11 protein-coding genes are annotated in these 14165 nt (G+C 60.6%); 3 read left to right on the top strand and 8 right to left on the bottom strand.

The features are described from left to right. Positions 1 to 153: 153 nt before the first annotated feature. The 6 genes from ACXAH0_RS08945 to ACXAH0_RS08920 form a co-directional block, all read right to left on the bottom strand. Positions 154 to 2088 carry a pentapeptide repeat-containing protein gene (locus tag ACXAH0_RS08945; RefSeq protein ID WP_475190395.1) on the bottom strand — a complete coding sequence of 645 codons (1935 nt, stop codon included), beginning with the start codon at positions 2086 to 2088 and terminating at the stop codon, positions 154 to 156. Between the two features lie 32 nt (positions 2089 to 2120). Further along, positions 2121 to 2780, bottom strand: a complete 660-nt coding sequence (locus tag ACXAH0_RS08940; RefSeq protein WP_475174377.1) for a hypothetical protein — start codon at positions 2778 to 2780, stop codon at positions 2121 to 2123. Between the two features lie 127 nt (positions 2781 to 2907). Beyond that, positions 2908 to 3462, bottom strand: a complete 555-nt coding sequence (locus tag ACXAH0_RS08935; protein ID WP_475190391.1) for a hypothetical protein — start codon at positions 3460 to 3462, stop codon at positions 2908 to 2910. Positions 3463 to 3484: 22 nt separating this feature from the next. Then, the gene (locus ACXAH0_RS08930) at positions 3485 to 4666 is read right to left on the bottom strand and encodes a hypothetical protein (RefSeq protein ID WP_475190386.1); all 1182 of its coding nucleotides are present in this window, start codon (positions 4664 to 4666) and stop codon (positions 3485 to 3487) included. A gap of 348 nt (positions 4667 to 5014) precedes the next feature. Beyond that, complete coding sequence (locus ACXAH0_RS08925; protein ID WP_475190631.1) at positions 5015 to 6400, bottom strand: homospermidine synthase; 1386 nt, start codon at positions 6398 to 6400, stop codon at positions 5015 to 5017. Positions 6401 to 7192: 792 nt separating this feature from the next. Continuing rightward, complete coding sequence (locus ACXAH0_RS08920) at positions 7193 to 8323, bottom strand: type III PLP-dependent enzyme (protein ID WP_475190384.1); 1131 nt, start codon at positions 8321 to 8323, stop codon at positions 7193 to 7195. A gap of 631 nt (positions 8324 to 8954) precedes the next feature. Here ACXAH0_RS08920 and ACXAH0_RS08915 point away from each other — a divergent pair. Further along, the gene (locus tag ACXAH0_RS08915; protein WP_475190627.1) at positions 8955 to 9506 is read left to right on the top strand and encodes a thioredoxin family protein; all 552 of its coding nucleotides are present in this window, start codon (positions 8955 to 8957) and stop codon (positions 9504 to 9506) included. A gap of 67 nt (positions 9507 to 9573) precedes the next feature. Here ACXAH0_RS08915 and ACXAH0_RS08910 read toward each other — a convergent pair whose 3' ends face one another. Then, a complete protein-coding gene (locus ACXAH0_RS08910) occupies positions 9574 to 10575 on the bottom strand; it encodes a hypothetical protein (protein WP_475190382.1) in 1002 nt (333 codons plus the stop codon). A gap of 155 nt (positions 10576 to 10730) precedes the next feature. Further along, a complete protein-coding gene (locus tag ACXAH0_RS08905; RefSeq protein WP_475190380.1) occupies positions 10731 to 11720 on the bottom strand; it encodes an EF-hand domain-containing protein in 990 nt (329 codons plus the stop codon). 266 nt (positions 11721 to 11986) lie between these two features. Here ACXAH0_RS08905 and ACXAH0_RS08900 point away from each other — a divergent pair, with 266 nt between their 5' ends. After that, positions 11987 to 12715, top strand: a complete 729-nt coding sequence (locus tag ACXAH0_RS08900; RefSeq protein ID WP_475174360.1) for a response regulator — start codon at positions 11987 to 11989, stop codon at positions 12713 to 12715. Further along, the gene (locus ACXAH0_RS08895) at positions 12712 to 14160 is read left to right on the top strand and encodes an ATP-binding protein (RefSeq protein ID WP_475190377.1); all 1449 of its coding nucleotides are present in this window, start codon (positions 12712 to 12714) and stop codon (positions 14158 to 14160) included. Before ACXAH0_RS08900 ends, ACXAH0_RS08895 begins: the two co-directional genes overlap by 4 nt. The last annotated feature ends 5 nt before the right edge of the window (positions 14161 to 14165 follow it).

Below are 14165 nucleotides of genomic sequence, written 5' to 3'. Positions count from 1 at the left end.
TTCATTGAATTCAGACTTTTTCAGATTTCGCGTTCGAGGCACAGCCGAGAGACAGGGAAATCAGAACCCGTTTAAACGCGATTTGCCTATAGACATTTGCCGGACAAGCCTGCTGTCTCCGCTCAAAACGGACCTGCGGCCTGCCCCTTGCACCTATTCGCCTTCAGCCGGCCCGGACCAGTTGCATCCAGCCGGCGGCGCAATCGGCTCCACCAGCTCGAACCCTTCGGGCGCAACACCTTGGCGCTCCCTATGAGCCCTTCCGTTCCAGAACGTGCGATTGTCTTTCAGGGGCGAACTTTCCAGCCAGCCCCGCCAGCGGGCCCAATAGTCCCGGTCGGACAGAACCTCTCCGGCACTGGCCCATTGGCAGGGCCGCGCCACCCCATCCGGCAAGATCACGGACCCGTCCCCAAAGCTGTTTCTAAAGTCCAGGTTCTTCGTGCCGCTGAAATCCGCATAGCGCAGCGCGGAACCGGGAAAACGGACATTTGAAATCCGGGTGCCGTAAAAGGACAATGGTGCCTCAGCTGTTCCGGCCAGCCGCGTCGCTTTAAACTCGACATCAGACAGACGCGCTTGCAGCCAGCGGGTTTCTGCCAGAGTCGATAGAAAAAAACCAACCTCTTCAAGATGCGCCCCGTCGAAGCGCGCGGCGGTGAAGTCGTCTTGCAAGAGGGAGATATCAAAAAGGTGTGCGCCGGAAAAGTCGGCCTGTTTCAAATGCGCTTCAGCTATGTAGGAGTCCCGCCATGTCACCTGTCGGAAGTTGCCTTCGGACAGCTGGCCGCCATTTATCGACACATCCTCAAGTTCCGCCTTTTGAAACTGAACGCCCCTCATATATGATCCAAAGATCGTGACTCCGGTCATCCGCGCCTCGCTGAAGTCAGCAAGATCCGCTCTCATGCTGGTTATGCGCGTGTCGTCGATCCGCACCCGCCGCAAACTGGCGCCCTGAACTTTCGAATCGCTCAAAAATGCGCGGGACAGATCCGCATCATCAAGGGAGCTGAACCGCAATTTTGCGGCTCCCAAATTGGCCTGCCTGAAGTCCGCCCCGCGCATGTCCGCCCTGTCGAAACGCGCATGCACAAAGTGACCGCCCATCAGGTGTGCGTTGCGCAAGGAGGCTCCGGAAAAGTCCGTTACCCTCTTGGGCCTGTCCAAAAAATACGTTCCTGCAGAGACCAGAATGAGACTGGCGCCATCCAGATGCGCCCGCCGCAGGTCCCGCTCCGTCAAGCGCGGGCGGCCAAAAGCGGCGATCTGCTGGCGCTGAAGGTCCCGCCATTCCGTGTACTTCAGTTTGCCCTCATTGACATCGCTGAAGGGAATCTGGGTCGTTTCACACTTGGAAAGGTTCGCGCACCACATGTCCAGAAAAAGGCCGGCCACCGTTTCAGACGGCAGGGGCCCGTCCGGAACTCTGGTAAAGGTGGCACCATCCAGCTTTGCCCTGGCGGGCCGGATCAGGTCCCAGAACGCGGAGACCTGGTCCCACCCGGCTTGAGAGCCCATAGCCACCTCCTCCGTCGCCGCCCCGTCCTCGATCCTCGCCTGAAAGAGATCGTATTCGGTCTTGAGAAGGGAGAGCCCGGCCACCGCAGCCAGAAGGCAGATAGAAAATGCTCTTGAGACTGGCGGCAAGACCTGCCCGGGCAGTTCCCCGTCCCGGTCCGGTGCGTACAGCACCTTCTGGGCAGCGGCACAGGCCAGAACAAAACACACCCCCTGAAGCAGGGTCAGCCACACTTCATGCGCTGGCAGGGACCGCCACCAAAACGCCGCCAGAACCAGAGGCCCAGCGCCCAGGGCCACAGCCTTGAAAGCGCCCTTACAGTCTGCCAGTCTTGGCACCACCCCCGCATAGGACACAAGAACAGCCAGCGGCGCCAGCGCAAAGAAAAGGAAAACCATGACTTCGACAGAGAAGAGCGGCAAGCGGAAGGACGATCCAAAGACAAAAAACGACGCATCGCTCACTCCGGCAAGCGCAAAGCAGCTTCCTGCCAGGATGAGCCCATGCAGCGCCGCCAGCACTGGAAAGAGACGCTTGTGGCGGAAGAAAGGCCTACTTATGAACATAAAGTCTTCCCATTCCCAGACCTTGCAGCTCCTCAAAACCTAGGCCGCAAACGCTCCCGCATCGCCTTCAGATTTGCCGAAGTCACCGCCCAGCGTTTCGGGTCCTCAAACTCGAAGTCAATCCGGATCTGTCCGGGCTCTTCCCCCATCTGCAGAAGCAGCTGGCAAAAGCTCTGGCCGAGAGTCTCCACCATGTTGGTACTCAATTTGCGGACTTTGCCAGACAGCAGTTTCGGGTTTTCGGACAGGCGCGCAGAAAACGCCTGGACAGTGCCGTCCTTGTAAAGAAATCCGGAATTGGCAAGGCTCCCGCCGTCGATATCAAAGACGAGCGCCAGGCTCTCCCACCCGTCCAGTTTCCTGTCGGCACAGATGCGCACCGCCTCTGCAATCGTGGTAACAAGATCATCGCCGGAGCCGTGCTGTATGCTTTTTTCAGGGCGGCTGCCTCCGCCAGGGCCGGGGCGCTCCCCAAAGCCTGTGCCGGTTTCAGTGTTTGCGCCAGCAGGGGAGCCTGCGTCTGCGCCATGGCCAGCGTCAGGTCCAGCATCAAGGCCAATGTCTCCGTCAGTCACATTCCCAGTCTCGTCACCAGTCCCGTTTCTGGCGTCAGCGTCGGCCTCCTGCAGGCTCCGGGCCCCGACGTCTGCCCGCGTTCCGCGTTTCTTTGAAAAGGGCAATCTGAAAGCCATATGACTGTGTCCTCGGTCAGAATTGAAAAGAAATACCGCACCTGTCTTTGGACAGAGGCCCCCGGTCCACATCCACGGAGCCGATCCATGGAGCGCATCACAGCGGGCTGGAACCGCGGCGCTTCCGTCAAAAGACAGGCCTCAGCGTTTCGCGCATTTTCCGCAAGTTGCGTGGATTGATGGACCACCTGTCCCGATCATCAAACTCGAAATCAATGCGGATCCGCTTGGAGCTCCGCTCCATCTGGATCAGAAGCTGCAGGAAAGTATTGCTGGTCGCAGTGGTCAAAAACTCTCTGAATTCGACAACCTTGTTATCCAGCCACAGAGGAGCTTCGGACAATTCAGCTGAGAATGCCGCAATCATTTCGCCGTGATAGAGATATCCTTGGTTGCTCAAAAAGCCATCTCCGACGGTGTAAACTTGGGCCAGACTGTCCCAGCTCTCCAGTCCCCGCTCAGTGCATTTGCGGTCGGCACAGATGAACAGCGCCTCGCCGATGGCGTTGACATACGCATCTCCTGGCTCAAGCTCCGGCTTTGCTGAGGCCCCCTTGTCTGCACCCGGCTCCATAGCGCCAGGTCGCGTGCCGCCACCAGACGCCTTGCGGTTCCTGAAAAACGGAAATTTGAATGGAATTCCTGAACCTCCCCTGAAAGACAATTGACAGTTTGAGGCCATCCCCCTCCAGGGGACCGGCCGCTCACTCAAGTTCGCGGCCGCCGACATAGGTCTTGCCCAGATACCGGTAGATCAGGCGCGGCGCGATGGGCTTGCCCTCCAGGGCGGTGAAGCGGATGAGGCCATTCTGGACGGTGTAGGTTCCTGCATTGGCGCTCTTGCCGCCACCTGCAAACCCTCCGCCGCCGGCAAACGCCCCGCTGGTGCTGAGGGCCGTATTGGAGGTGTAGCTGCCGTTTTCAAACAACCGGATGGCCGAAGAGGCAGCCGTGGCGCCGGAGACACCGGAACCGGGGGTAAATCCGCCGAACATCATGCTGGAGGCAACCCCCGCAACCTTGCTGCCATCGGGCAGCACCTCGGCCTTGATCATATCCCGCTTGCCGAGCTTCCAGCCACCACCGGACAAGGGTGTCATCTCCTCGGTTCGCCCGCTCGCATAGGTCAACAGGACAGTGCGCCCGCGCTCCTCATAAACACCAAAACGCGTCACCCCCTGCGCCAGCAGCCGGTCCGGGTCCAGCGGTGCCAGTCCCGCTGGCGGCGTGCCGTCGAAAAAATGGCCATCCTGCCAGAACACCAGCGTCTTGTATTTGGGGACCAGGGTCCCGGTGCCCCCTGCCCCAACACCAACTCCCATGTAATAGCCACGGAAGACACCGGAGAGCGATCCGGAGCGCGCGTCCGCCAGCAAGGACGCAGCGCCCTCGCTGACAAATTGAAGGCTCCGCGTGAAAGGCTCGAAATAGCGCGTGGCCTTGTCGGCAGAGCCCGGCCCGGACCAGGTGACCCGGAAGGCGGCAAACTCATAGCGTTGCCGCAGCTCGACCGCGACGCCCACATAAATCTTCCGTCCGACGCTCCAGGCCGCCAGAAGCCCCGGGAACCCGGCGGTTTTCTCCGGTTTCGGCCCCACCTTGATCTCAAGCTCTGCCCGGTCTTCTTCGCTCAGCATTCCGGAAATCTTTTGCCGGAAAAAGGCTTCGAGACTGCCTTCTTTTGCCTGTCCGACACCAAGGTAAATCCGGCAGCTCCTGCAGTCCTTCAGCCGCGCCCGTGGCAGCAGAACCTTGGTGCCTCGCTCAACTTTGCCCCCAGTCCAATTCTCCGGCATTTCATAAAGAACATTGCCGAACTGAAGCCGTTCCGCCTGGACGGGCAGGGAAAAACACAGGAAAAAAAGACAATACAAAATCGGTTTCATATTTCGATCCGAATGTGACACGGGACATTCGGCATCGATTGCGGAAAAGCGAGGCTAATTTGTGCCGATTGAAATTTTTGACAATCAACTTTTCTCGAGCAGACGGTCCGACACACCCGCCTGAAGCCCCCCTGACGGTGTTACCGGTATGATTCGGAGCGCACGGCGCGATCAAAGACCATAGATTTCAAACGGTTAAATGGAATTTTGAGTTTCCAGATAAAGTCAGAGTATTCCGGAAATAACAAACCCACCGCCAGCAGAGCCAGCAGTGGGAAACCAGTCCATTCGCAATCAGATACACCCGGAACCATCCAGGTCCGGAGGACACTTTGAGGATGCTGTACCCTACCGCACCAGTATATTGCGGAATTGCCACGGGTCTTTCTTGTCCAGATCTTCCTTGAAGAAGCCCGGACGGCCGTCCAGAGGTGTCCAGCCGGTGTAATAGCCTTTCACCGGCCCAAGATACGGCATCTGGATTTCAAGGCAGCGCTTGTAATCCATCTCGTCGGTCTCAACGATCCCGGCCTCCGGGTTCTCCAGCGCCCAGACCATTCCGGCCAGAACCGCAGAGGTCACCTGAAGACCGGTCGCGTTCTGGCAAGGCGCCAGTTTGCGGGCGTCTTCCACCGACAGCTGCGACCCATACCAGTAGGCATTTTTCTTGTGGCCGTAGAGCAGAACCCCCAGCTCATCAATCCCGTCACGGATCTCCGCCTCGTCCAGCACATGCAGCGTATCCTGAACTTTTCCGGCGGCCCCGAACAACTCATCCAGAGACAGAACCGCATCATCGGAGGGGTGATAGGCATAGTGGCAGGTTGGCCGGTAAGTAACCTTCTTGCCGTCTTCGAGCGTGAAATAGTCGGCAATGGAGATGGCCTCGTTATGGGTCACCAGAAAGCCGAACTGGGGCCCCGGGGTCGGACACCAAGTCCGCACGCGCGTGGCGGCCCCGGCCTGTTCCAGATAGATCGCCGCGTTGCAGCCCTTCTTGTGGCTCTTGGCGTTGGCCGGTTTCCATTTTTCATGGGTGCCCCAGCCAAGTTCCGCCGGCTGGAAGCCTTCCGACAGGAACCCTTCCACAGACCAGGTGTTGCGGAAGACGTTGGCCGGTTTGGGGTCCTTTGCCCGCTGGGTGTCGCGCTCGGCAATGTGAATGCCCTTGACGCCGGTCTTCTTCATCAGCTTGGCCCAGCCCTTGCGGTCAGACGGCTCCTTGAATGTCACGCCGGTTTCTGTGGCCACATCCACCAGCGCCTTTTTGACAAACCAGGACACCATGCCCGGATTGGCCCCGCAGCAAGAGACTGCCGTCGTGCCGCCGGGCTTCTTTTTCTTCTCCTTGCGCACCGCTTCACGCAGGGCGTAGTTGGTCCGCTCCGCCGCCGAGGCCTTACCGTCGAAATAAAAGCCCGGCCAGGGTTCCACCACCGTGTCGATGTAAAGAACGCCAAGTTTGCGGCACAGTTTCATCAGGTCGAGAGAGGACGTGTCCACGGACAGATTGACCACAAAGCCCTGCCCCTCCCCTTCGCTCAAAAGCGGGGTCAGGATATCCTTGTAATTGTCCGGAGTGAGCGCAGCTTTTTCAAATTTATAGCCTTTGCCGGTCACCAGTTCGGCGTCCGTGGCCACCGGATCAATCACCGTGACCCGGGTCTTGTCGAACTTGAAATGGCGTTCGATCAGCGGCAGCGTCCCCTTGCCGATGGAGCCAAAGCCGATCATCACGATCGGACCGGTGATCGTGCCGTGGACCGGATAGGCGGGCTTTTTGGCTGCAGGTCTGGCAGCAGAGGGTTTGGCAGAAGAGGGTTTGGCAGCGGCCGACTTGGCGGTTGCAGGCTTGGCGGGGGCAGGCTTCGCAGCAGCCGGTTTCTTCGCCGCAGCAGATTTGGAAGCAGCAGGTTTGGAAGCAGCCGGTTTTGCCACCGCAGGCTTGACTGAGGCTTTGGCCCTGGCTGGCTTTGCCACAGATGGCTTGGCTGCGGCCGGTTTCGGAGCAGAGGCCTTGGGCGCTGCAGATTTGGGCGCTGCCGCCTTTGTAGCAGACGGCTTGGGGGCAGCAGGTTTGGCCGCCTGTGGTTTGGTGGCCGCCGGCTTCGCGGATGCGGGCTTTGCGGCAGCCGGTTTTGCCGTAGCTTTCGCCGAAACCGGTTTGGCGGCTGGCGGTTTGGCAGCCGCCGTCTTCGTTGCTGCAGATTTCGCCGCTGCAGATTTCGCCGCTGCCGGTTTGGCTGCCGCAGGTTTCCGTTTTGCAGGCGCTTTTGGGGCCGGTTTTTTCGGCGTGCCGCCGTTGCTGCCGTCGGTCATCTTGTCGTCTCCGGTCTCTGCGCCGCCCTTCAAACGCCAAGGGTCCGGCAGGTCTTGTTCTCTTGCACAGAGGCGCACTTGTTGCGCCTTTCGCTAGAAGTGACCGGTTTTCCGACAGATTTCAAGCCCTGCTGCCTTTTTTTTACGGCACCGGGGTCTCCGGCGCCGCAACGCGGCTTTTTGCCGAGCTCAACGGATAGCATTCGATCAGATCACGAAGGATTCCAGCGGGGCGAATCCGTTGAAGCCGACAGACGAATAGGTCGTTGTATAGGCGCCGCAGGCTTCGATCAGCACCTTGTCGCCAATCGCCAGACTAACCGGCAACTCGTAAGGCGTCTTTTCGTAGAGCACATCAACACTGTCGCAGGTTGGGCCCGCCAGCACACAGGGCGCAGTACGATCCCCATCCCGGGGGGTGCGGATCGGATAGCGGATGGCCTCGTCCATGGTCTCGGCCAGACCGTGGAACTTGCCGATATCCAGATAGACCCAGCGGGTTTCTTCTCCCGTGGATTTTCTGGAGATCAGCACCACTTCGGCTTCAATCATGCCCGCATTGCCGACCATGCCCCGGCCCGGCTCTATGATGGTCGCAGGCAGCCGGTTGCCGAAATGACGGCACAGGGCCTGGAAGATTGCCTCACCATAGGTGGGCACGCCTGGCACGTCTTTCAGGTAGCGGGCGGGAAACCCGCCCCCCATATTGACCATTTTCAACGTGACGCCGCGTCGCGCGGTTTCTTGAAAGACCCCTGCCGCCATGGCGAGAGCGTGATCCCATGCGTCGAGGTTGGCTTGCTGGGAGCCGACGTGGAAGGACACCCCGTGAGCTGCAAGGCCGAGACGGTGGGCGTGTTCCAGGACGTCGGATGCCATGTCCGCATCGCAGCCGAATTTGCGCGATAGCGGCCATTCGGCCCCCGCACCGTCACACAGGACCCGGCAGAAGACACCTGCTCCAGGCGCCGCGCGGGCGATCTTTTCCACTTCTTCAATGCAGTCGACTGCAAAGAGCCGGACGCCATAGTCAAAGGCACGCGCAATGTCTTTTTCCTTCTTGATCGTATTGCCATAGGAAATCCGGCTTGCAGCCGCGCCGGTTGCCAGAACCAGTTCGATTTCACCCACGGAGGCACAGTCGAACGAGGATCCCAGCCGCTCCAGCAGCGCCAGGATTTCCGGGGCCGGGTTGGCCTTGACCGCGTAATAGACGGATGTGTCAGGCAGGGATTTGGCAAAGGCCTGAAAGTTCTCGCGCACAATGTCGAGATCGACCACCACGCAGGGGCCGTCCCCCTCCCGCTGGCGCAGAAAATCACGGATACGTTCACTCATGGGGAAGCCCCCTCTCACATCTGGCCACAGCCACGCGGCTATCGGCTGTCTGGCCGGCGCGCTGCAGGTCTCGTCGCAGGGTGCTGCGCAACGCACCGGGCCTCCCCCGGGATGGAACCGGAAGCCGGGTTGCGCGCAGCGACGGTTGGGCGACAGGGTCTTCATTACAGACCGTTGCGCTTTCCCGCGTCGGGAATGCCGTTGATTGGATCGGAGGAACCGAGCCGCACGTCGGGCAAGGAAGTAACAAGTGCCTCTTCAGTGACGCCGGAGATTGGAACCCCCGGCAGAGACCAAAAAAGCCCTCTTACGTCGTTGCTTTCAGCTGTACGGATCTGCTGCCCGCCCCTTGGCGGTTTGTTCTGGCAACAGCCCCTTAAGACATGTTTCTCAAAAACACCCCATGAACAGCCACGGGCACGTGCGAATTTGGGCACTCGCTATATGCGCCCCTTCGCACCGGGACGCAAGTCAAAAAAACGTCCCCCGGGCTTTTTCAAGAACCGTTGCAAGGGCCCTCGGCACGACTGGCTTGAAACAGCTGCGTTAAAAGCCGACACTGCCCGGGAAAGAAAACGTGGCGCCCAGCTACCTCTGGGGCCGGAAAGCGTTCAAGATCCGGGAGGACCCCATGGCAGCTCTCAACCCGCCTGTCTGCGACTTCGGCTGGCAGGCGCCTCAATTCGCCCTGCCCGGAACCGATGGCGGGCACCACACCTTGACGGAACTGGCCGGGGAAAACGGTACATTGGTGATGTTCATCTGCAACCATTGCCCGTTTGTGCTGGCCATTCTCGACAAGATCATCCGAGATGCCCAGGACCTGAAACCCCTTGGGATCGGTGTCGCGGCCATCTGCTCAAATGATGCAGAGGCCTATCCGGCCGACGGCTTTGACAACATGCGGGACATGGCCGAGCGCCATGCTTTTCCGTTCCGCTATCTGCACGATGCGGATCAGAGCGTTGCCAGAAGCTACGGCGCGGTCTGCACGCCGGATTTCTTCGGTTTCAATTCTGCACTTGGCCTGCAATACCGGGGCCGCCTGGATGCCACCCGCATGAACGCCTCTTCACAGAACCTGCGCCGGGACCTTTATGAGGCCATGGCGCAGATTGCCGAAAGTGGACGGGGGCCAGACGAGCAGATCCCGTCCATCGGCTGTTCCATAAAGTGGCGTTAAAGGCAGGTGGCGCTAACGGCCATCCGGGCCGAAAGAGGCAAGAGAAAGCTCCACGCCAAATGCTGTGTCAGTCCAGTTTGTCCAGGAGAGGACGCAAGGCCGGATGGATCTGTGGGCTGTCCTCGCGGATAAAGCGCAGCAAAGCCTTTTCATTTTCGTGTAAGACGCCGTCGCGGCCAATTCGTTCCACAAGCCAGGAGGCCTCGTCTTCGGTTACAACCTCATTTGCGGCAATCTCGGCTGCCATCGCGGCGCCCCGAGCAGCAGATGGGTCCGTGTCCTGCGCATGAGCCTCCCAGACCCCGCGGGCACCGCCACTGAACATGCTGCGGAAAAATCCGCCAAGACCACCTTCAAAGCCGCCGGGTTTGTCCAGCCAATCCTCCCGGGCCAAGGCAACTTCGCGCGCAGGCGGGGTGAACCCGGACAGCGCCATCATGTGATTGGCAACCGCCTTGGTGAACAGCTCCGACCAGGCCGGAGCATTTTCGGCCTCAATGGTCGCATCGTTCAAGTCAAAAAGAATGTCTGCCTCTGCCCGTGACACGGCCAGTCCGCCGCCCCCCGCCCCGGCATAAAGCACCCGGCGCAGCAGCTCAACTTCACCATCAGAAATAACACCCGGCTTGAGGTCGGACCCGGCACGGGTGGCGCCCTTGCCCGACAGGACCGACTGGGCCACGGTTTTCAGGGCAAACTGTTCCAGTCGTTCCGGCGCTTGCCGCGCCTTTTCCAGAACATGCAGTACAGCATCCAGTTCCGAACGGACACAGACATGACCGTCTGCCGTGATCTGGCCGATCAGCCACTGCGCATTCTCCTCGGAGACATAGCCTTCCGGCCGCGCCTGATTGACCAGAATATCGGCAATGGCTTCAGGAAAAAGCTCGTACCAGGCCGGAGCATAGGCAAGCCCGGCCGTGTTCAGGCGAAAGAGCGCCGCCCCTTCTTCGAGCGAGACAACCATGTCGCCGTAGATATAGCGGCGAAGCATGATCACATCGTCTTCCCCCACATGCCCGTCGGCAAGTTTCGCTGCGACAAATGCGTTCAGATCCGGCTTGGTCATCCATTCCCCCTGATGACGGGTCCCGTTTGGTCGTTCCGGCGGGCCTTGTAACGGGAAATCCTTGAAATTCCCGTAACGGAACGGTTTGCGGACACACAAAGCCACGGCCCGGGGTCCCCCGGGCCGTGGCAAAACTGTCTCTCAGGTGACCTGGCTCAGCCGCGCTGTTTCCAAGGCGCACCGTCTTTCGGGCCCCCTTTCGGGCCCCCCTTCCGGCCGCCTTTGAAATCGGCCTTGGTGATGACACCGTCGCCGTTCCGGTCGGCCCGTTCCATCATGCGCTCAAGCTGCCGGCCGGCTTCCTCTTCCGTCAGCCCCAGGCTGCCATCGGCATCTGCCCGCTGAAACATATGCACAATGCGCTGATTGTTGAGTTCCAGCCACAGCGGCCCGAAAGTCTCCAGCGTGAAGGAGCCGCTGCCATCGGTGTCCGCAAGGGCAAACAAGTCCGCCCGGCGGGCATCAAATTCCTCCCGCGAGACAGAGCCGGTGCCGTCCGTGTCGAAGAGGGCCATAAACATGCGTGCCGGTCCACCCCGGCCCATCCGCTTTCCTGCCTCCGCCCGGCGCTCGGGTTTGCCCGCCTTTGCAGGCTGGTCCGGCTTGCCGTCCCGGGCGGCGGCTGCCTCCGCACCGCGCGGCCCGCGCACCCGTTCCACGGCGCCATTGCCATCCTTGTCCAGCCGGCTGAATATCCGGTTCGCAACCTTGTCGGCCTCGGCCTGGGTCACGGAGCCATCGCCATCCCGGTCCAGAAACTGGAAGGCCCGAACCATACGGTCGCGCGAGCGCTCCAGGAACTGCGCCTTGAATTCTTCCAGGCTGATCTCGCCGTTGCCATCCGTGTCGGCACTGGCAAAGTCCCGGGTCTTGATCTCAAGGATCTCTTCCTTTGTGATAACGCCATCCTGATCGGCGTCGAAACGCTCAAACAGGCGCTCGGCGCGCGCACCACGTCCCGGGCCGCGTTTTCCGCGCCAGTCCCCCATATGAGCAAATGCCGGTGCAAACGCCGGTTCCATCTGCCCGCCCCCGTCCCTGGCTGCAGGCGCGCCCTGGGCCATGGCGGGAAGACCGGCGGTCAGCGCCGTGCCTGCGACACTGGCAGCCAAAGCAGCAATTGCAAACGTCTTGAACGGTTTCATTCCAACAACTCCTCGGTTTGTCTATGCGCTGAAGGTAGGTGGCAATTGTCGCAGGAATACCCGCCAAAAGGATGGGAAGTGTCCCCAACTGTCCCGCTGGGCGCCAACGATACATTTCGATACAAGTTCCCGGCGCAAACGGCTGCTGGAGCGCTTATTCTTGTTGCGGAAACAACGGCCTCGCCTCTGTGCTCGTCACAGCCGGACAGCAGACGCGCAGACCGGATGAAGACGCCCCGTCAAGGGCACGCCGACTGGAGAAGCTTGTGAGCGAACCGAGCCCGCATATTCTTGTGGTGGATGACCACCGCGATATCCGCGAAACCCTGGCCCGTTATCTGATCAAGAACGGCCTGCGCGCGACAACGGCCGAAAACGCCGCCCATGCACGCAAGACCCTGAAGGCGGCCGCCATTGATCTGGTCGTACTCGACATCATGATGCCGGGGGAAGATGGCCTGTCCCTATGCCGGCATCTGGTGGAAACCGGATCCCTTCCCGTCATTCTGCTCACCGCCATGGCCGATGACACGGACCGGGTGATCGGGCTGGAGATCGGGGCGGATGACTATGTCACCAAGCCGTTCAACCCCCGCGAATTGCTCGCCCGGATCCGCGCCGTCCTGCGGCGCACCTCGCTGGCACCCAAGGAACGCGATCCGATCGACCAGGATAATCTGTGTTTCGACGGTTGGTCGCTGAATGTCTCCCGGCGCGAACTTGCCGATCCACAAGGGGCCGAGGTGCCCTTGTCCAGTGGCGAATTCCAGCTGCTCTGCGCCTTCTTGAAACGCCCAAAAATGGTCCTGAACCGGGACCAGCTCATGGACCTGACAACGGGCCGGACCCCGGCGGTCTTTGACAGGTCCATCGACAATCAGGTCTCCCGCCTGCGCCGCAAGATCGAGACCGATCCGAAAGACCCCAAACTGATCAAGACCGTCTGGGGCGGCGGCTATATGTTCACAGCCGACGTGAAAGACACCAGCGCATGACACAGGCAGAGCTTGCCCCCGCCCCCGGGAACGAATTGTTCGGCAGCCTGTGGCCGCGTTCTCTCGCCTCCCAGCTGAGCATCCTGCTGGTGACCGCGATTTTTGCGGCCCAGGCCTTCAACATCTGGATTTTTCACGACGAGCGCCGGATTGCCCTGGTGGCGGCAGCGCGGGACAATATCCTGGCCCGGGCGGCCTCAATTGCAGAATTGCTGGGGGAAACACCGCCCGGCCTTCAAAACAGGATCCTGGACGCCAGCAGCAGCCGGTTTGCCGCCTTCTGGCTGGGAGACACGCCGCTGGCACAGAAAGCCGGGCAGTCGCGGATCGAAGTCCGGCTTCAGGACCTCATCACAGAGCGGCTCACCCATGGACAGGCGGTTCATATCAATATCCTGTCGGATGAAAAACGCGGGCCGAACCAAACAGCGCCCCGTGCCGAAGCCCCGCCAAGCTGGCGCTCCGTGCTGCGCAGCGAGCGGTCGAGCAACCTGCGCCGGATCATGAACAAGCCGGAAGACCTGTCCTTGTCTATCCGCATGCAGGACGGCCGCTGGCTGAATGTGGCCACCAGCTACCGTCCGCCCAAGGGCGCCTTCCGTTCGCTGCTTGTGCAACTGGGCGTGACTTGTCTGGTCACGGTGCTGATCATTGTTCTGGCTGTACGGCGGGTAACCCGGCCCCTGAAGGAGCTGGCGGTGTCGGCTGAAAAACTCGGCCGCGGCGAAGAACAGGCGCCGCTGACCCCGAGCGGTCCAGCTGAGATCCGGGCCCTAACGTCTTCCTTCAATGACATGCAGGACCGGCTGACACGGTTCGTGAAGGACCGCACGCGCATGCTGGCGGCGATCAGCCATGACCTTCGCACCCCGATCACCTCCCTGCGCATCCGGGCGGAATTCATCGAGGATGAGGAAAACCGCGACAAGATCATCGAAACGCTCGAGGAAATGGCGGCCATGACCGAGGCAACCTTGCGGTTTGCCAAAGACGAAGCCCACGCGGAAACCGCCGAGGACACGGACCTCGCAGCCATATTGGAGCGTCTGGGTGCGGAGTTTGCCGATCTTGGAGAAGAGTGCGGTATTGCCACCGGCCCGGATCTCACCCTCTCCTGCCGTCCCATGGCACTGAAACGCGCCCTGCGCAACCTGATCGAAAACGGACTCCGCTATGGCCACCGCGTCCAGGTGGAGGGCACCAGAACGGCGGATGACATTCTGATCCGGGTGCTGGATGAAGGCCCCGGCATTCCGCAAGACCGGCTGAAGGATGTGTTTGAGCCCTTTGTGCGGCTGGATGATTCCCGCAATGAAGAAACCGGAGGCATCGGCCTGGGCCTTGCCATCACACGCTCGATCATCCACGCCCATGGCGGCACAATCACCCTGGCCAACCGGCCAGAGGGCGGACTGGTGGCAGAGGTCAAAGTGCCAGTCCGCTGAAATCA

The organism is Roseibium sp. AWQ4_290 (genome assembly GCF_056160985.1).
Note: the sequence above shows the minus strand (reverse complement) of the source record. Positions and strands in the feature narration are given on the sequence as shown.